The 18,981-nt window shown below is 64.8% G+C and carries 16 protein-coding genes; 5 read left to right on the top strand and 11 right to left on the bottom strand.

The window, feature by feature from the left end; genetic code table 11:
- Positions 1-20: 20 nt before the first annotated feature.
- Both ACFSCW_RS15650 and ACFSCW_RS15645 read right to left on the bottom strand, forming a co-directional pair.
- Positions 21-1,181: a thiolase family protein gene (locus tag ACFSCW_RS15650; RefSeq protein ID WP_380891133.1), complete on the bottom strand. Its 1,161-nt coding sequence runs from the start codon at positions 1,179-1,181 to the stop codon at positions 21-23.
- Positions 1,181-1,588, bottom strand: coding sequence for a Zn-ribbon domain-containing OB-fold protein (locus ACFSCW_RS15645; RefSeq protein ID WP_380891131.1), 408 nt, complete (start codon positions 1,586-1,588; stop codon positions 1,181-1,183). Before ACFSCW_RS15645 ends, ACFSCW_RS15650 begins: the two co-directional genes overlap by 1 nt.
- Before the next feature lie 138 nt (positions 1,589-1,726).
- On the opposite strand from ACFSCW_RS15645, the gene ACFSCW_RS15640 reads away from it, so the two are divergent.
- The 3 genes from ACFSCW_RS15640 to ACFSCW_RS15630 are packed head-to-tail and all read left to right on the top strand — an operon-like array spanning position 1,727 to position 5,571.
- Entirely contained in the window at positions 1,727-2,545 is an 819-nt protein-coding gene (locus ACFSCW_RS15640; RefSeq protein ID WP_380891129.1) for a coniferyl-alcohol dehydrogenase, read from the top strand.
- A gap of 8 nt (positions 2,546-2,553) precedes the next feature.
- Entirely contained in the window at positions 2,554-4,764 is a 2,211-nt protein-coding gene (locus ACFSCW_RS15635; RefSeq protein ID WP_380891128.1) for an acyl-CoA dehydrogenase family protein, read from the top strand.
- Positions 4,765-4,773: 9 nt separating this feature from the next.
- The gene (locus tag ACFSCW_RS15630; protein WP_380891125.1) at positions 4,774-5,571 is read left to right on the top strand and encodes an enoyl-CoA hydratase/isomerase family protein; all 798 of its coding nucleotides are present in this window, start codon (positions 4,774-4,776) and stop codon (positions 5,569-5,571) included.
- Positions 5,572-5,577: 6 nt separating this feature from the next.
- On the opposite strand, the gene ACFSCW_RS15625 is transcribed toward ACFSCW_RS15630, so the two are convergent.
- The 7 genes from ACFSCW_RS15625 to ACFSCW_RS15595 form a co-directional block, all read right to left on the bottom strand.
- Entirely contained in the window at positions 5,578-6,315 is a 738-nt protein-coding gene (locus tag ACFSCW_RS15625) for a TetR/AcrR family transcriptional regulator (RefSeq protein WP_380891123.1), read from the bottom strand.
- Positions 6,312-7,787, bottom strand: a complete 1,476-nt coding sequence (locus ACFSCW_RS15620; protein WP_380891121.1) for an aldehyde dehydrogenase family protein — start codon at positions 7,785-7,787, stop codon at positions 6,312-6,314. The genes ACFSCW_RS15625 and ACFSCW_RS15620 overlap by 4 nt, the downstream gene beginning before the upstream one ends.
- A gap of 16 nt (positions 7,788-7,803) precedes the next feature.
- Positions 7,804-8,556 carry an SDR family oxidoreductase gene (locus tag ACFSCW_RS15615; RefSeq protein ID WP_380891120.1) on the bottom strand — a complete coding sequence of 251 codons (753 nt, stop codon included), beginning with the start codon at positions 8,554-8,556 and terminating at the stop codon, positions 7,804-7,806.
- 26 nt (positions 8,557-8,582) lie between these two features.
- Positions 8,583-9,365, bottom strand: coding sequence for a hypothetical protein (locus tag ACFSCW_RS15610; protein WP_380891118.1), 783 nt, complete (start codon positions 9,363-9,365; stop codon positions 8,583-8,585).
- Positions 9,366-9,379: 14 nt separating this feature from the next.
- Entirely contained in the window at positions 9,380-10,363 is a 984-nt protein-coding gene (gene acuI, locus ACFSCW_RS15605; RefSeq protein WP_380891116.1) for an acrylyl-CoA reductase (NADPH), read from the bottom strand.
- An 87-nt stretch (positions 10,364-10,450) separates the two neighbouring features.
- Positions 10,451-11,140, bottom strand: coding sequence for a TetR/AcrR family transcriptional regulator (locus ACFSCW_RS15600; protein WP_380891115.1), 690 nt, complete (start codon positions 11,138-11,140; stop codon positions 10,451-10,453).
- A 59-nt stretch (positions 11,141-11,199) separates the two neighbouring features.
- Positions 11,200-12,939, bottom strand: coding sequence for a class I adenylate-forming enzyme family protein (locus ACFSCW_RS15595; protein WP_380891113.1), 1,740 nt, complete (start codon positions 12,937-12,939; stop codon positions 11,200-11,202).
- 178 nt (positions 12,940-13,117) lie between these two features.
- Between ACFSCW_RS15595 and ACFSCW_RS15590 the strand changes: the two genes are divergently transcribed.
- Complete coding sequence (locus ACFSCW_RS15590) at positions 13,118-14,128, top strand: NAD(P)H-dependent glycerol-3-phosphate dehydrogenase (RefSeq protein WP_380891110.1); 1,011 nt, start codon at positions 13,118-13,120, stop codon at positions 14,126-14,128.
- A gap of 24 nt (positions 14,129-14,152) precedes the next feature.
- Positions 14,153-16,516, top strand: coding sequence for a glycerol-3-phosphate 1-O-acyltransferase (locus ACFSCW_RS15585; RefSeq protein ID WP_380891108.1), 2,364 nt, complete (start codon positions 14,153-14,155; stop codon positions 16,514-16,516).
- Here the strand turns inward: ACFSCW_RS15585 and ACFSCW_RS15580 are convergent.
- Positions 16,513-17,355, bottom strand: coding sequence for an alpha/beta hydrolase (locus ACFSCW_RS15580; protein ID WP_380891105.1), 843 nt, complete (start codon positions 17,353-17,355; stop codon positions 16,513-16,515). The two genes, ACFSCW_RS15585 and ACFSCW_RS15580, sit on opposite strands and share 4 nt — an antisense overlap.
- Positions 17,352-18,974, bottom strand: a complete 1,623-nt coding sequence (locus ACFSCW_RS15575; RefSeq protein WP_380891104.1) for an HAD-IB family hydrolase — start codon at positions 18,972-18,974, stop codon at positions 17,352-17,354. The genes ACFSCW_RS15580 and ACFSCW_RS15575 overlap by 4 nt, the downstream gene beginning before the upstream one ends.
- Positions 18,975-18,981: the final 7 nt, after the last annotated feature.

The raw sequence follows: 18,981 nt of genomic DNA, 5'->3' as shown, positions 1-18,981 counted from the left end.
GTTGCTGCAGCGGCGTCCGGTCAGTCGCGCGCGAGCAACAACGCCGCAGCCATCGGCCCGCCGCCCGATGTCGCGACTGCAACTTTAGGGTCGCCCGGGATCTGCCGTTCGCCGCCCTCGCCGCGAAGCTGCACGACCGCTTCATAGGCAAAGCCAAAGCCGTGCAGGCGCCCCCAGCCTAACTGGCCGCCGCCCGTGTTCATCGGCAGTTGCCCGTCGCGAGCGATGCGCATGCCGCCTTCGATAAAACGATGGCCCTCGCCCGCTTCGCAAAAGCCGAGGCCCTCAAGCCAGGTGATCGGCTGAAACGCGAAGCCGTCGTAAAGCTGGACCGTGTCCACGTCCTTCGGGCCGTAATCGGTGTTACGCCAAAGGTCGCGGCCGGTCGGATAGGCGCTGGCCCATTCGGCCTGGTCCCAGCTGTAACGCTCGACGGAACCGGCGCTCGCCGCGATGCGGACGGGCACGGACTTGACTTCGTCGAGGGCATCGCCGGCTGAGACGATCACCACCGTCGAGGCGTCGGTGAAGCGGTCGCAATCATAGAGGCACAAGGGCGAGGCGATCATCCGCGAAGCCATATATTTGTCGAGCGTCAGCGGCTCCTTGACGAGAGCGCGCGGGTTAAGCGCGGCATTGGCATGATCGTTGAGCGCGACCTGGGCCAGTTGCTCGCGGGTCATGCCGTAACGCTTCACGTGCCGCATCGCATATTGCGCCGTCCAGCAGGCCGCCGAATAGGCGCCGAAAGGCGTGGTCCATTGCGAGTTGCCGCTGAGTCCGCCCGTCCGCTGCAGCGGCGGATACTCCTCCGGCCGGGCCATCGCCGCCGCTTCATAGACCGTGCGGAAGCAAATCACGTGGCGCGCGAGGCCCGCCTTGACCGCGCTGGCGGCGTCCGCAATCGCGCCGAGCTGTGCCGTGGCCTCTGCCGCGCCAGTGTGCCATCGCGTCTTCAGCCACAGCACTTCGATCACCTCATCGACGCCGACGGGCGAGAATCCGAGGAAAATCTGCATCTTGCCGGGGTAGGTTGAAACGCCGTCGATCTGGTCGAGCGTCAGGCCGGCATCTGCGATCGCTTCCTTGATGGCGTCGAGAGTCAGCTTGAGCGGCGAGCGGCTTAGCCGGACGCCCACCTCCGACATGCCGATGCCGGTGATATAGGCTTCGCGGCCCATCAGCCGACTGCCTTTTCAAACAGCGGGAACCAGATGCCTTCCTGCTCCTCGAACACAACGCGCACCCTGTCGTCGACATCGACGTTTTCGACCGGACAGCCGACGATGTTGGTGGTGAGATAGACGCCAGGCGCCTCGTCGAGCGCGACGCGCGCGATGACGAACGGCACCTCCATGTCGCTAGTCCAAGGCTGATGGTTGATCGTGAACGTGTCCACCCTGCCTGTGCCCGGCACGGCAAAGGGCGCGACGGCTTCCGATTGACAATGACGGCAGATTTCGCGCGGGGGATGGGTGAAGCGTCCGCAATCGTCGCAGCGGGTGATGAAGAGCTTGCCCTCCGCGCCGCCGGTCCAGAATGCACGGTTTTCCGCGTCCAGCCGCGGTGCGGGGCGTTGCCAGCTCATGGCTCTTCTCTAGCGGTCCGGCGACGCGATCCAAACGCCAATGAGGCGGCATCGCAGCGGCGATTTGCCCCGGGCGTACCATTGATCGGGAGCGGGCGCCCCGCCAAGGCAGGCCTTCAGGGCTTTAGGAGACGCATGATGGCTGACGTTCTGGGCTATGTCGGCAAAAGGGTGATCGTCACCGGCTGCTTTTCGGGAATGGGCGAGGCCACGGCGCGGCTGCTGCTTGATCTGGGCGCCGAAGTTCACGGGTTCGATTACAAGGACACGAGCCTGAAGCTCACCTCCTTTACCAATGTCGACCTGCGCGACCCGGCGTCGATCGATGCGAGCGTCGCCAAGCTCGGCGGCAAGGTCGATGCCTTGTTCAACTGCGCAGGCCTGCCTCACACTTTCCCCGCGCTCGAAGTGATGAAGGTGAACTTCCTCGGCACGCGTCACCTGACCGAGCAAGTACTGCCGCTGATGAGCGAAGGCGGCGCGGTCGTGTCAATCGCGTCGAACGGCGGGCTCGGCTGGAGCCGCAACATTCCAGCCAATATGGAGCTGATCGCGACGCCGGGCTTTGCCGGCGGCCTCGATTGGTGCGAGCGCAACGCCGACAAGGTCGGCGGCGGCTATGCCTTCTCGAAAGAGAACATCATCGTCTGGACGCAATTCACCGCGGCGCAGACGATCAAGCGCGGCATTCGCCTCAACTGCACCCTTCCCGGCCCGACGCAGACGCCGATGATGAAGGATTTCCACGAGGCGTCGGGCAAGGACATGGTCGATTCCATGATGGGTCCGATCGGCCGCTACAGCACGCCGGAAGAACAGGCCGCGCCGCTGGTGCTGCTCAACAGCGACCTGGCGAAGATGATCAACGGCGTGGTGCTGCCCGTCGATGGCGGGTTCATGGGCGCGCTCGCCACCGGCCAGGTCGACCTTTCGCGGATGATGGCGAAGAAAGGCTGACGCCGGCCATGAACTTCGATCTTTCGGACGAGCAGGAGATGGTGCGCGAGACGTTCGCGCGCTTCTTCGACGAGACGAGCACGCCGCAGGCAATCCGCGAGGCAGAAGCCGGCGATGCCGTCGACCGAACGCTCTGGCGGGGACTCGGCGAACTCGGCGCCTTCTCGCTCCGCGTTCCCGCCGAGGCCGGTGGGCTGGGTCTCGGCACTTTCGACGCTGCGGTGGTGATGGAGGAAGCCGGCAGGACGCTGGCGCCGGGTCCGCTCGCTGAAACCATCCTCGCCGCACGCCTGATCGCGATGCTCGGCGGTGATGCGCATGCGCAAATGTTGGAACGGGTCGTGACCGGCGAGACGGTCGCGAGCCTCGCCTTCCACGATATTGCCGAACGGCCGGTACAGTTCGTTGCCGCTGGTGCTGCTGCCGAATTGGTGGTCGCCCGGCGGGGCTCCGAAATCTTGCTGCTGTCGAACTCTGGCGGCACCGACAAGGCAGAGCCGAACCTGGCTTCGCTGGCTTTAGCGGAACTGGATCTGGCCTCGCTCGAAGCGAGAGTGATCGGATCGGATGCGGCTGCGACGGAGCTGTTCGCCGCAACAGTTGAGGAATGGAAGCTCCTCATCGCCGCGGCCCTTGCCGGCCTGGGGCGGCAGGCGCTCAAGCTGGCAGCGGCCTATGCCAGCGAACGCGAGCAATTCGGGCAGCCGATCGGCCAGTTCCAGGGCATCAGCCATCCGCTCGCCGACTGTCTGTGCGAAGTGGACGGCGGCCGGCTGCTGGTCTGGAAGGCCGTGCGCGACATCGCCGACGGAAATCCGGATGCCGGCGCCAACGTCTCGCTCGCGGCCTGGTGGAATGCGGGGGCGGCGTCGCGTGCGGCCAGCCAAGCGCTGCAGACCTTCGGTGGCTATGGCCTGACGACTGAATACGACATCTATCTTCATACTTTGCGCGCCAAGGCCTGGCCGCTGGTCTGGGGCGATCCGGAGCGCTGGCTCGAGGAGGCCGGTCGGCGCTTCTATGGAGGCGAGCGCGTCTCCCTGCCCAACGTCGGCCAGGTCTCCGTCGACTTCGACATCGGCGAGGAAGCACGCGCGGTCATGGCGGAAATCGACGCCTTCATGGCGGCGAACGTCACGCCGGAAATGCGCGAGCGTTTCCACTATAGCTGGGAAGGCTTCATCCCCGAGCTGCACAAGAAGCTTGCAGAGGCCAACCTGCTGTTCGTCGGCATTCCAGAACTCGGCGGTCGCAAGGTCGGCCCCTATGCCACCAGCGCGGCGCGGGGCGCATTTGAGAAGCACGGCTACAACAACCCCGCCGCCAGCGTCGCCGAAATGGTCGGCCTGACCATCGCGCGAGCCGGCTCGGCCGAACTCAAGGAAGAAGTGCTGTCGAAGATCATGGCCGGCGACGCGATCGCCAGCCTCGGCTATTCCGAGCCTGGGTCGGGCTCCGACGTGTTCGCGGCCAAGACAAAGGCAACGCCGGACGGCAATGGCTGGCGGATCGACGGCACCAAGATGTTTACCAGCGGCGCCGACATTACCGATTATGTGCTGATGCTGACTCGTACCGACCCCGACGTGCCTAAGCACAAAGGCCTGACGATGTTCATCGTGCCGATGTCGGCCGACGGCGTGACCGTGCAGCCGGTCTATACCTTCCAGGACGAGCGCACGAACATCACCTTCTACGACAATGTGAAGGTGCCCGACAGCTGGCGCCTCGGCGAGGTCAATGGCGGGGTGCGCACCATGTCGGTGGCGCTGGAGCTCGAACATGCCGGCAGCTTCGCCGGGCCGATGGAATTCACTGTAGAGGCCGCTGAGGCGCTGGCGCGCAAAATCAAAGCGCCCGGCCGAGGCAAGCTGATCGACGAGCCTCGCGCGCGCGCGCGGCTCGCGCGGGCGTGGGCGAATGTCGAAGTGTCGCTGCTGCTCGAATATCGCGCGCTATGGGCTGCAGCCGAAAAGAAGCCGAACCTTGCCTATGGCCCGATGGCCAAGATGTTCTCGTCGGAGAAATTCCTCGAAGACGCGCGCGACCTGCTGGAGCTGACGGCGCCGCTTTCGCTAACCAAACGCAAGGGCGCGGCCGCCCTGGTCAACCAGTCCTATCGTCACGCGCACGGCACGCGCATCTACGGCGGCACCAGCGAAGTCCACCGCTCGATGATCGCCGAGCGGGCGCTGGGCATGCCGCGAACCCGGGCGTAGGAACGAGGCATGACAGACGAAGCCCAGTTGCTGACCGAGCGCGACGGACGCGTTCTGATCGTCACCCTCAACCGCCCCGAGAAGCTCAACGCGCTGTCCGGAGAGATCATGCGCGGGATCGAGCAGGCGCTCGATCAGTTCCGTGACTCGCCTGAGCTGGCTGTCATGCTGATCCGCGCCAATGGTCGCTATTTCAGCTCTGGTGCGGACATGCGCGGCGGCTCGCCGGCAGACCAGCCGCGCACGCCGAGCGGCATCCGCGAGGACCATCGCCGCGGATTGCACGGCATGCACCGCATCTATGACGAGATGGAGCATATCGAGAAGCCGATCGTGTGCGCCATTCACGCGACCTGCGTTGGCGGCGGGCTTGAATTGGCGCTCTCCTGCGACTTCCGTCTGGCGGCGAGGAGCGCCGCCTTTTCCTTTCCGGAAGGCCTGTTCGGCGTGCTACCGGCCTCCAATGGGGTGAGCCGGCTGACGCGCATCTGCGGCCCGCATTGGGCTCGCTGGCTGATCATGGGCAATCAGAAGGCCGACGCCGAACGCGCCCTGATCATGGGACTGGTGCACGACGTGCTGCCCGATGATGGCTTTGCCGAGGCCGCCCTCGCCTTCTGTCGCCATCTGACCAAGAGCGACCCGGAGCAGATGGCGGCGGCCAAGATCGCGATCGAGATCGCCGCGGAAGTGGGCCCGGAAATGGGCCGCCATGTCGAGCGCATGGCCAACAGCGCGCTGATGCTGAGCCCGAGCTATCTCGCGCGTATCGAGGCCTATGTGAAGGGTATCGGCAAGAAGGGCTAGCGGCCGCTAGCGCTGCGCCGACCGGCGATATTCGCGAATGCCCAGTTCGAGCAGCCGGGCTTCAGCCTCCAGGAAATGCGCGACGTCCGGCGCAAACTCGCCTGGAACCACTTTTGCGAGGGTACGGTCTGTGACCACCGCGATCATGCGCTCAATCCCGGTGTACAGCACTGTCGCCATGCCGGCGGCGGAGGTTTTCACTACCTTCGGATCATGGCCCATCTGGCGAATGATGTTGCGGATCACGGGTTGGGCCGAGCGAACCCTGTGCGCCATCATTCGAGCATCCTGCCGGTCGGACATCGTGTTGCGCAGATGAAGAATGCGCGTGTGGCGCTGCCAGAAATCGTGGAAGGCCGACACGAACATGGCGGAGCGCTCCCCGAGCTCCTCATCCGGCCACGGCTCCCGCAGCATCTTCAGATATGATGCCTCGGCCTCCGCGGCCACCGGCTCCAGCACAGCCAGCAGCAACTCGGTCAGGTCCGCGAAATAGCTGTAGATGGAAGTCATGCCGAGCGAGGCGCGGCGTGCAACCTCACTTAAGGAGACTCCGCTGTCTTCCTCCGATTGAAGAACGGCGACGGTGGCCGCAAGGATGCGATCGCGCGTGTCGCGCCCCTTTTTGCCCAGGCGCTGACCGTTCAGGTTGTGGCTGACCCGCCGCGTGGTTGTCGGCTTCGGCTTTGCCGGTCCTGATCGAGCCGGGATATGCACCGTCTCCACCCCTGCTGCCTTGCTCATGCCGCGCGCCACGCCACGAGTTTGGTCTCGAGATACTCCTCGATGCCCTCCAGTCCCCATTCCCGGCCCAAGCCGCTAGCCTTGTAACCGCCAAAGGGAATGTCGCCCGCGATGCACATGCCGCCATTCACGCTGATCGACCCGGCGCGGATGCGGCGCGCGATCCGCATCGCCCGGTCCAGATCAGCCGAGACGACGCCACCCGACAGTCCATATTGGCTGTCATTGGCGATGCGCACCGCATCGTCATCATCCTCGAACGGGATGACGACGAGCACCGGCCCGAATATCTCTTCCTGGGCGATCCGCATGTCGTTGGTGACGTCGGCGAAGCAGGTCGGCTCGATGAAGAAGCCCCCGCCCTTGTCCGGCCGCGCCTTGCCCCCGGCGATCAGCGTCGCACCTTCCTGTTGCCCCAGCTCGATATAGGACAGTACCCGATCCTTCTGACGCTGGCTTACCACCGGCCCCATGATGTGCTGCGGGTTGTCGAAATCGCCCCAATTTTCGCCGAAGCCGACATAGGCGCGGCGCAGGATCTCGACTGCCTCGGCGTAGCGGCTCCTGGGCACCAGCAGGCGCGACTGAACAGCGCAGCCCTGCCCCGCATGGAACAGCAACATCGACTGCGCGATTTCTTGGGCGAAGTTCGGCGCGTCCTCGAGCACGATCTTGGCGGACTTGCCGCCCAGTTCCAGGAACACGCGCTTCAGCGTCTTGGCGCCCTGCTCCATGATGCGCTTGCCGACGCCGGTCGAACCGGTGAAGGAAATCAGGTCGACCCGAGGATCGTTGACCAGCATTTCACCGGCAAGCGCCGGGTCGGAACCGCAGACCACGTTTAAAACGCCATTCGGGAATCCCGCCTCGCGCGCAAGTTCGCCGAAAATCGCGCCCTCTCCGGGCGTGTTCGGCGCCGGTTTCAGGATGACGGTGCAGCCCGCCAGCAACGCCGCCACGACCTTGCCGATGTTGACGAACAAGGGCACGTTCCAAGGCGTGATCGCGCCCACGACGCCGATCGGCTCATAGAGCGCCATGCGGTCGTGCGAGGACCCGAAGTGTTCACGCGAGCCGTACGGCCGCTGCCACTCCAGCCTCGGGAAGACCCTGAGGTAATCGTCCCACGCCTCCAGCGCCATGGCGACATGAGCGCGGCTGACGGCGCCAAGAGGCGCGCCGGCTTCGTGCCGGGCCAGGTCGGAGAGGCGGTCATAATTCGCCTCGAACAGGTCGCGCAGCCTGGTAACCAGCTCCAACCGCTTGCACGCGTTTTCCGGATTGCCCCAATCGGTGTGATCGAAGGCCCGACGCGCGGCCGCGATGGCTGCCTCTACGTCTTCGGCCGAGGCATCCGCCGCCTTGCCGACGACATCGCCCGTCCATGGGCCGATCACGTCGTAGATCTTGCCGCCGGCAGCGGGGCGCAACTCACCATCGATGTAAAGGAGGGCGTCGGGGAGCGTGGTCATGAAGCGGCTTTCCGTGTCAGGCCTTTTTTATGGCGGCGGGAGCGCGAAGCTCGACCTTGCCGATATGAAGATCGGCCGGCGTGTCGAGTATCGCACGAAACGTGTCGGTGACGGAATTGTAATGCGATAAGGGCGCGTTGCGCACGTCGAGCCCGACCTTCGCGTTCTCCTGGACGAAGCGCATCGTCGCTTCGATCGGCCAGGGCGGCGGCGCCTTGCTCTCGTCATACATGCGTCCGGCCTGCACGACAGTGGCGCGAATGCCATCGGCTTCGAGTTCGCGGTTCCACATGTCGGATATCAGCTCGATGGCGGACTTCGTGCCGGCATAAAGCCAGAGCATCGGCATCTTGAGCGGCGCGGATTCGCTCGTCACGTTGATGATATGTCCGCCGCCGCGAAGCAGCGGCAGCGCCTCGCGCGCGCACAGGACCGGCCCGGCCACATTGGTGTGGAGATGGGCGAAGATGGTCTCGTCCCGGGCATCGGCCAACGAGAATGGCTCGTAGACCGCGGCATTGTTGATCAGCACGTCGATTTTGGGACAGCGGCGGCCGAGTTCGCCGAATGCCGTCCGGACGGACGCAGGATCGCCGACATCGCACTGCAGCGCAAAATGCGGCTCGCCCAGCTCCGCCGCCACTGCTTCTACTTTCGCCAAAGTCCGGCCGAGCAGGACCACTTGCTCGCCGTCAGCGGCGAAGCGGCGAGCCAGGGCGCGGCCAAGACCGTCGCCTGCGCCGGTGATGACGATCGTCTTTGCTACCATCTCATGTCCATCCCGTTGGGGAACCCTCAGGCGCCGGTCTCGCGGAAGGTCGGCGGATAGACCGACAGATCACCGGTGTAGGCGATCCCGTCCTGCCACTGCTCATCGCCGCTGATCCGCCGGAAGAAGTGGACCGTGCGCGCCACCGAGCCCGCGGCCGAGCGCGGTTCCATCGCGATGCCGCTCGGGCTGACGCCCCGGGCCCGGGCGCTGAAGTCCATGATCGTGAAGCGAAGATCGTCGGTCTGCTGGGCGCACATGACGATGTCGCTGCCGGGGCAATAGCGCCGTGGCTCGATCTGCACCGGAGTCAGCCGGCCCCGCCGCATACCGACGAAACCGGGCACGTCCGACACTTCGGGGATGTGCACATTCTCGTACCAATCGTGATACTCGCGCTCCATCCCGGCGACGTAGTTGCCGATGACGATGAACATGCCGGAGATCGGCTTGTCGGGGTGGCGATTCCCGCTCCAATACCAGTCGCGATACATCTTGTAGCTATGGATGCGCTCGCTCTCGGTCGTATCGTCGATCAGCCCGGCATCGCGCGCCTCCGCCAACAGCGGCCCGAGCGCGGGAATATCGATCTCGGGATGGTCCAGCTCGAACTGGTAGACGCTCATGAAGCGCCATGGCTGCGGGATGTCGGGCATCACCTGCTCCGCCGTCCGCTCGAAACGGTCCGCGGCGACGAAGCCGCGCAGGCGCGACAGATCCTCGCGATGCTTGCCGTCGAACCAGGCCGCGTAAGCATCTTCCTGACCCGCCGGCACATTATGCAGATGGAGAGTCGTGTATCCGGTCACTGGTCGCTACCCGTTCAGCGGTTGACGTCGACCACGACCCGCCCCCGGATCTTGCCGTCGAGCAGGTCGGCCGCAGCGGCGGGCGCCTCGCTCAGGCCGATCTCGGTGGCGATCACCTCCAGCTTCGAAGGGTCGAGGTCGCGGGCGAGCCGCTGCCACGCCTTCAGCCGCGGCGCTTTGGGCGCCATCACGCTGTCGACGCCCAGCAGACGAACGCCGCGAAGGATGAAAGGCATGACCGTCGCTGGGAAATCCGCACCCTGGGCAAGGCCGCAGGCCGCAACCAGGCCGCCATATCGGGTCTGGGCGCAGGCATTGGCGAGCGTGTGGCTGCCGACCGAATCGATCACACCGGCCCAGCGCTCCTTTTGCAGGGGCTTGCCGGGCGCGGCGAGTTCGGCGCGGTCGATCATGCTTTCGGCGCCAAGCTGAGTCAGATAATCGTTTTCAGTCGTCTTGCCGGTGGATGCCACAACCCGGAAGCCGGCTGCCTTGAGCAAGGCCACCGCGACAGAACCGACGCCGCCGGTCGCACCGGTCACGAGCACTTCGCCCTGGTCCGGCGTCAGTCCCGCATCGACAAGGGCATCGACGCAAAGCGCGGCCGTGTAGCCGGCCGTCCCGATCGCCATCGCCTGGCGCGGCGTGAATGCGGAGGGAAGCGGCACCAGCCAGTCGCCCTTCAGGCGCGCGACCTGCGCAAGCCCGCCCCAATGAGTTTCGCCCACACCCCAGCCATTCAGAACGACCGCGTCACCAGCCTTCCAGTCGCCATGCGAGGACTCGCGGACCGTGCCGGCGATATCGATGCCGGGCACCATCGGGAATTTGCGGACGACGGGACTTTTGCCGGTGATGGCGAGGCCGTCCTTATAATTCAGCGTCGAATATTGCACGTCGACGGTGACGTCGCCCTCGGGCAGCGACGCCTCGTCAATTTGGGTTAGAGCGACAGACTGACCGGCATCGGACTTGTCGATCTGGACGGCTGAGAACATGGGTGCCCCTTGCTCGAATGATGACTTTCCGAGCCGTTTGATCCAGCCGGGCGCGCTTGGCTATCGCCTAAGCACGTCCCCGCGGATTCATCGCCCCCCCGCTAACGCCCGTAATGGCTGGTCGCCCTCGTGCGAGCCGACCCGGCGCGCGAGTTCCGGATAGCGTTCAGCTCGCATCGTCCCGAACATCGACATGCGAAGCGCTTCATCGACGAAGCGGCGGGCCAGTTTCCGCCGCTCTTCGTCGCTCTTCTCATGCGCCTTCGCCCATACGGGCCACAGGAAGTTGGCCGACAGCGTCATCAGGGTGACGATCTCGCTGTCGATCCCCGGCACCGCATATTCCGTCTCCGCGAACGCCCGGAACGACTCCAGATATTGATGCATGAAGCGGTCCTCGTCGGGATGCTCGGAGGCGAGCAGCTGCAGAAACCAGATACGGCACAACGCCGGATTATTGATGGCGAAATCCGCCAGCGCCTGGGTCAGGGCGAGGACGTCTATCTCGATGACGTCCTTTGCGGCGACCGCTTCGGAACTGCCGAACGTCGCCTCGAACAGCATGTTCGAAACCGATTCAAGCGTCGCTTCGACCAGCTTTTCGCGCGTGGAAAAACGCTGATAGGCCGTGCCGCGATTGACCCCGGCCAGCTGCGCTACCTCCGACAAGCTTAGCCCATCGGGCCCGTCCCGCGCGATCAGGGTACGTGCCGCGGCGAGGATCGCTTCGCGTGTCGCAACAGGGTCGCGCGTCCGTCGCCTCGGCTTCTGATCCATCAGCTCAACTCCATAGGACGGCGGCTCCGCCACTATCACAATCGGGGCGCAAATCCGCTCTAATGCTGGTTAGCAAGCAATCTGGTTGCCAGCTGACGCAACTCAGCCGTCTTGATCTTGTCCGTGCCAGTCAGCTCGACGTCGTCCTCGGTCAGGATCAGCACGCGCCTGGGCACTTTGTAGCTTGCCAGATGCTCTCGCGCGAACGCTCGGACGCCGTCCTCGTCCAGCAATTCGCCGTCCCGCGGCACGATGCACGTGACAACCAATTCCCCCAATGTGTCGTGAGGGATGCCGACGGTCTGCGAGCGGCGAACCGCGGGATGACGCCTGATCGTTTCGTCGATCTCCAATGGCGAGACATTCGCGCCGCCGGTCTTGATGATGTCGTTGAGTCGACCTTCCCAGAACAAGAGCCCGTCCTGGTCGAGATACCCGCCATCCCCAGTCCGCAGGAACCCCTCTTCGTCCAGCGTATCGGCCAGCGGGACGCCGAGATAGCCGAGCATCAGCGTCGGCCCCTTGACGGCGACCTCGCCGCGCTCGCCGAGCGGCATCGTCGCGCCGGAAAGCGGGTCGACGATCTTGATCACGTTGCCGGGCAGAGGTGGCCCATGACTGCCGCGCGTCGTTTCGTCGGGCGTGTTCGCCGGGAAGCCGGTAACCAGCGTGAATGTTTCGGTATTGCCGAAGCAATTGCGCATCTCGACATAGGTCGAGGCGACCGTCGGGTGCGCGGCGATCGGCGATCGGTGGTCGATCTGGACCAGCGAGGACAGGTCCGCGCTCGCCCAGTTCGGCGCCTCGATCAGTTGCGCCCATTGATGCGGCCAGGCGAACATGAAGGTCGCGCGCTCCCTCTCGATCAGATCCAGGGCTTCGACGGGATCGAACGTGCGCTGCAGCACCAGGCATCCGCCCGCTGCCAGCGTCGCCCCGAGAGCCAGGGCGTAATTGCCGGACCAGAAGAAGCCGTTTGCGCTCCAGTAGCGCGTATCCGTGGCGAGGTCCTGCAGCCGCGCCATACGCCACATCTGGATCGTCACGCCGCGATGGGCAGACAATATCCCTTTCGGCTTCGCGGTCGAACCTGACGAAAAGAACAGCACCGCAGTGTCGGCGGGCATCACCTGTCCGGATCGCGCGGCGATCTGACGGGGTGGAACGCGCTCGCCTCTCCGGAGGAAATCCTGCCAGGACTCAATCGCGCCATGCGCCGACGCCAGATCGAGCAGTGCCACATGCCGGAGATACGGCAGCGTTTCCGAAACGATCGCGCCGACCTCGCCTTGCGCGATGGCAGGATCGATGCCGGAGAGCAGCGCGGCGTAGTCCTTCTTCAAGACTCGGGCCTCGCCGAGCAGGATGGTGCAGGCGCTGGCCTGAAGCAGATATTCCAGCTCCGCCGCGGTCGAAAAAGTGCTCAAAGGCGCAGCGACGCCACCAGCCATGGCAACACCGAACACGGTCGACAGAAACTCGGCGCGATTGGACATGAGGATCCCCACGCGCTCGCCCTTGCCAAGTCCGGCGCCAACAAGAGCCCTAGCGACATTGAGCGATTGTTCGCGGAGTTCAGTATAGGTCCAGCGCAGCACGGTGCCGTCGGGCCGATGCTCGACCAGCGCTTCCCGTTCCGAATAGCGGGCGCACACCTCGTCCAAAAAGCCGGGAAATGTCAGGGCGCCCAGCGCTGGCTCTTCGGAAATCGGCGCCCCGCGCGCGACCGACATGCGGCCGTCGGTCACGAGACGCGATGTCGCCGGTGAGGGTGCGGAAGCTTCTGCTGCAACGGACATGGCCGATCTGAACCCCGATCGCGGACGGCGGTCAACCGGAAGCGGGGGAGTCGCGTGCAAGTTTCGCAGTGACGATGCCTCCCGCGCGTCGACCCCGGCGGATCGTCCGGGCGGTTAAATGCTCCTTTGTTTGGCGGTCACGGAGCGTTGATTTAGGAGAAGTCAGAGGGGGATTTTCTTGGCGCACAGGGTCTTGCGGATCGGCGTTTTGGGAGGTGGGTCGTGGGGCACGACCGTCGCCAACCTCGTCGCGGCACGTGCACCGACGATCCTTTGGGCGCGCGACGCTGCTGTGGCGAGAGAGATCGCCGAACGCCACAGCAATGAGCGCTACCTTCCCGGCGCGCGTCTTTCAAAAGCGTTGCGGGCAACGGCAGACATCGGTGAAGCCGTCTCGAACGCCGATGTCCTGGTGATCGGCGTGCCGTCGCAGGGAATGCGGCAGACCGCGATCGAGGTCCGCCGCCACATCCGCCCCTGGGTGCCGGTGATCAGCCTGGCCAAGGGCTTCGAAACGGATACGGGCCTTCGCATGACGCAAGTCATCGGCCAGGAGTTGCCCGGCCATCCGCTAGGCGTTCTCACCGGCCCCAATCTGGCCGGAGAGATTCTGGCCGGCATGGCGGCCGCGAGCGTGCTGGCGATGGAAGACGAAGTCATCGTCGCCGAGCTGCAGCGCCTTTTCCGCGGCGGCCTGTTTCGCGTCTATACCAATACCGACCTGACCGGCTCGGAACTTGGCGGCGCGCTGAAGAATGTGTTCGCCATTGCCGCGGGCATGGGCGATGGGCTGGGCGCGGGCTTCAATACGCGCAGCGCGCTCCTGACTCGCAGCATCGCGGAGATGACACGGCTGGGCGTGGCGCTCGGCGGCCGACCCGAAACCTTTACGGGGCTTACCGGCCTGGGCGATCTAATCACCACCTGCACCAGCCCGTTGAGCCGCAACCGGACGGTTGGCTTCGAATTGGGCAAGGGCCGCAGTCTGCAGGACATCATCGCCGGAATGAACCAGGTTGCCGAAGGCGTGAAAAGCAGCGGCCCGATCTACCAAGCGGCGAAGGCGCTTGGAATCGAGGTGCCAATTATCACAGAAGTCTATAGAGTCGTTCATGAAGGGCGCAGCCCAAGCTCTGCTTTCCGAGGCCTGCTGCGCCGCGGCGCCGGGTCCGAGGCCGAGCCGGGCTGACCTAGCGGGAGAGGAGGCATCGGCATGGCTTCGCGACGATTAGCCGCCACGGCTGACATCGCCAGCGCAGCCAATGCAGGCGACAAGCTTTACCTCGCGGCCTTTGAGGGTGCCTGCGAGCGCAGACTGATCGAGCACTGGCTTCGCGATCAGGGTGAAGATCCGGAGAGGAATGCCATCTTTTACCCGCGGGCCCGCGACCTGCCGGTGTCGCCTAAACTCGCCCAGGCCTTGTCGGACGCCGCGCCCTTTTCCGATGCGACCCTGTTCACACCCGTCCGGATCGCTTGGCTGCCGAAGCAGCGCCAAGGCCAACGCAGAGCGCGCTGGCGCGATCTCCTCAAGCTGAACAATCCCCGCAACCCCAGCGAGCGCCGCAAGGCGCAGCTTGCGGAAAGTGCGCCCGATCGTTGGCAAGTGATCGCTGGTGAGCCTGCCCGCTACGGCGAGTTGCGTCAGCGTTGGCAAGCGCGCATGGCAGCGCCCGCGGAAAATGAAGGCCCGCCGGCCCTCGCCCGCTTCATCGCCCGCCAGGCTGAACTCGCGCTCGAACGCGCCGAGTATCGGGCCCAGGGCCTGCGCTACAAGGTTCCGCGTGTCGTCAAGGAGGATGTCGCGCAATTGCCCTCCTTCACCCGCGGCATCTCGCAACTTGCCGCCACGCTCCATCGCGATGAGAAGTCGGTGTTCACAGAGGCCGTCGAGTATCTCGACGAGTTGCGAACAGCTCATGATCCATTCGTGCTCGACCTCGCCGCACGGGTCTTTCACTGGCTTTATTCGCGCAGCTATGGCGAGGTCGATCTCGTCGGCGACCAGATCGAGGCGCTGCGCCAGACGTTCGAGCGGCATCCAGTGCTGCTGCTGCCGTCGCACAAAACCAATCTCGACAGTCCCGTCGTCGAGTCGGTGCTGGCCCAGAACGGCCTGCCGCCGCCGACGCTCTTCGCCGGGATTAACATGGCCTTCTGGCCCGTCGGTCCCCTGATGCGGCGCGCTGGCCGCGTGTTCCTGCGCCGCAAGATTTCCGACAATCCGGTGTACAAATTCGCTTTGCGCGAATGGCTGGGATACCTGATCGAGAAAAGGTTCAACCTTGAATGGTTTCCTGAAGGCACGCGCTCGCGCACAGGCAAATTGCTGCCGCCCAAGGTCGGGCTGCTGTCATACGCCGCCGACGCCTATCGACAGGGCCATATCGAGGACCTGATGCTGGTGCCGATCGCCATCGTCTACGATCAGGCGATGGACGTCGTTGACTTCGCCCGGGAAGCGCAGGGCACCGAGAAGAAGGCGGAAGGCTTCGGCTGGATGCTGCGCGGCCTGCGTGACTCGCGAAAGCCGCTGGGCAAGGTCTATCTGCGCGTCGGCGAGCCGCTGTCGATGCGCGCGAGCCTCGGTGACCCGGATGCGGAAGCATCGCCGGCCGAGCAGAAGCTCGCGTTGCAGAAGCTCGCGCTGGCTGTCGCATGGCGGACCAACCAGGTCTCTCCGATTACGGGCATTGCCGTCGTGTCGCTGGCACTGCTCGCAGCGGGCGAACGTGCCGTCACCCTCCCCCGAATCTTGAGCTACGTGCAACTCGTCGTTTTGCACGCCCAGCAGCGCGGACAGCCGCTCACCGACACCGCTGCGCTCGATACGCCCGAACAGGTGCTCGATGTGCTTGCCGAGCTGATCCGGACAGGCGTCGTCTCATGCTTCGATCAGGGGCCGCAGACGGTCTATTCCGTGGCCGGCGGCCAGCATCTGGCGGCCGCGTTTTATCGCAATTCGATGCTTCATTTCGTGCTCGACCGGGCCATCGGAGAATGGGCGGTGCTGGCGGCCGCCGAAGTGCCGCCGGGCGATCGGATCGAGCGATTTCATCAAGCCGCGCTGGAGCTTCGCGAGGCACTGAAGTTCGAGTTTTTCTTTCGCGAGCGACAGGAGTTCCTGGGCGAGTTGGATGCAGAAATGACGCGGATCAACGGCAAGTGGCAAGAGATGCTAGTGGCCGGCGGCGACCCCATAAAGGTTCATCGCGAGATATTCGGCCTGGGCATCGCCCACGCCGTGCTACGGCCCTACATCGAAGCCTATCACGTCGTCGCAGATGTCCTGCTTCATGAAGCGCCGGACGCTCCGTTCGACGAGGCGGGTTTCTACGACAAATGCCAGCGGCTGGGGCGGCAATATCTGCTCCAGCGCGAGCTCCGGAACCCGGAGTCGGTGTCGAAGCCGCTGTTCCAGACCGGGGTCGAACTCGCACGCATCCTGAAGCTGACCGAGCCGGGGCCCGATATTATGGAGCGCCGTGCTCAGTTCGCCGCGCGCTCACGCGCTTCGCTGGCGCGCGTCGACAAGGCCGAGGAAGCCGCGGGAAGAGAAATGACCCGGATCGTCTAGGCGGCCGGGTGCAAGTCCAGCCAGGCGACCAGGTCATCGAGCACCTCCTCCCGCTCCGGCTCATTGTAGATCTCGTGGCTGAGAACCTCATAGGTCTTGATCGTCTTGTCGCCTGCGCCGATCGCCGCATAGATGTCGCGATTGGCATCGACCGGGATCAGCGCATCGGCGGTGCCGTGCTGGATCAGCACCGGCACCTGCATGGCGCCTGCATGGCTGCGATAGCTGCCGGCAGCGGCGATCATCTCTCCGACCGTGCGCGCCGGCACCTTGCCGGTCGTCACCAGCGGATCGGCGACATAGGCCGCGACAACGGCCGGATCGCGGCAGATGGCTTCGGGCGGCAAAGCGATGGTCCCGGCGCCAGGAGCGAGCGCGGACATCACGCGCAAGATCACTCGCTGCAATTTTGGAACCACCCCGCCGATCGCTGGGCCGGAAAGGATGAGGCCCGACAAGTCTTGGGGAAAGCGCAGGGCATACCCGAACGCGACTGCCCCGCCCATGCTGTGCCCGAGCAGCTTCACGCGCCCGCCGGACTGCTCCCTGCGGACCTGGTCGACCAGACCGTGAAGATCGTCGATTACCCAGGCCATGCGGTCGATGATCGCGCGCTTGCCGCCCGACTTGCCGTGGCCGCGATGGTCGATCGCGTAGACCGCGAAGCCCAGCGGCACCAACCGGCCCACGACGTTGCCGTAGCGCCCGCCATGCTCGCCATAACCATGGGCAATGACCAGCGTGTCGCGCGGCTTCCCTTCCGGCAACCACGTGCGGGCGAAAAGCTCGATGCCGCCCCGGCCGGGGATCGTCCATTCACGGCTGGGCTGCAGCGTCATTCTGCGCCTTCCGGGGAGGGCCAGTTGGCGAGCGTGTCGGTATAGAGTTGGCGCACTTCCTCGATTTTCTGGCTCATGGTGCGCGGTGTCCAGTCGTCGACCGGGATGGGCGGAAGGACCGCGACATCAACAGTGCCGGGCCGCAAGGCGGCGCCGTTGCGTGCGGCGACGTCCAGAGCATTGCGGATGACGATCGGAATGATCGGCACGCCGGCTGCCATCGCCATGTGGAACGCGCCCTTCTTAAAAGGACCGACGGATTGGAGATTTCCCACCGTCCGCGTGCCTTCCGGCGCGAGGATGACCGAATAGCCCTCCTTCTGCACCGCATCGATCACGGGCTTGAGCGCCTCCGCAGCCTTGGCGCGGCTGCCCTGCTCGCGGTCCAGGAGCACGGTCGGCATTAGCTGCTGCACCAGCTTGCCGATCGGATTATTGCCCATCTCCTTCTTCGCAAGCGCGACATAGTCCGTCTTCACCAGCACCGCGGCGAACATGCCGTCATAAAGATTGCGGTGATTGAAAATGAAGATCGCCGGCCGCCGTGCCATCAGGTTGCTGCGCCCCCAGACGCGTAGTTTCACGCCGGCCATCTGGAGCTGCATGTTCATCCAGGTCGGCATGACGGTGTTGGCAAGCGTGCGCCGGTCGCGGGTGACGGCGCCGACCGCCAGGCCGGTCTGCAGGATCGGCATCAGCGTCGACAAGCCTGCGATGTTGCGGGCGAAGTCGACCGGTTTCGAGCTGCCGCGCGTCGTCAGGCGCAGCACCGGCCATTTGTGGTTTTTGGCCGCATTGGCCAGTTCGGAGCCGGGATTGACCGGGTGGGGATGGCCCACCGCTTCCATAAGCGCAACCTCTTCAGAGCCATCCGCATAGAAATGCGTGTCGGCAAGCGAGCTGCCATGTTCGTCGACGAAGCGCTTGATCGCGGCGACCTTCCCCTTGCCGTACAGCGTCTCGCCGACCACCTTTCCGGTGAGCTTGCCGTCGACCACTTCCAGCTGGCTACACAGCAGATGCTCGATGCCGAGCGATCGCACCGTGGCCTCGGCCTGGAAACGGCTCGCAGAGGTCGCCACGACGATGGTGTGCCCGGCCCGCCGATGCGCCGCGACGATCTGGAGCATTTCGGGGAATACGCTGTCCTGGATCGCGTTCTCGAACAGATAGGCGCCCAGATCCTCCATCTCGGTTTCCGTCTTGCCGGCCCAGCGCGCGAACGCCTGCGCCAGCATTTCATTGGCTTCGACGATCTTGGCCATCGTCTTGAAGGTCGTGCCGAAAGCCTCGGTGATCTCGTCGCGCGAGACTTCCTTCCGCTTCATCCGCTCCTTGAACAGCATGCCGCCCGACAGGCCGCCGATCAGCGTGCCGTCGAAATCGAAGGCCGCGATCACCCTGGGCCCTTGCGGCCCCTGTTCGATGTCCTGGATAAGCTTATCCAGCGACATCTTCTGTTCGGGCAGCAGGGCGTTGAGCATGCGCTCGGTCGCCTTGGCATAGGCGTTGAACCCGGCCATCGGATCGAACGGCCATGCAAAGGGCGCGAGCGACACCGGCTCGCCTGCGGTCGTTTGCGCCGACGCACTCAGCGACTGATTTTCCTTTTCCGACATGACACCA

Source organism: Sphingomonas tabacisoli (assembly GCF_042678385.1).
Taxonomy (GTDB): Bacteria; Pseudomonadota; Alphaproteobacteria; order Sphingomonadales; family Sphingomonadaceae; genus Sphingomonas_B; species Sphingomonas_B tabacisoli.
This window is presented reverse-complemented; position numbering and strand designations above follow the sequence as displayed.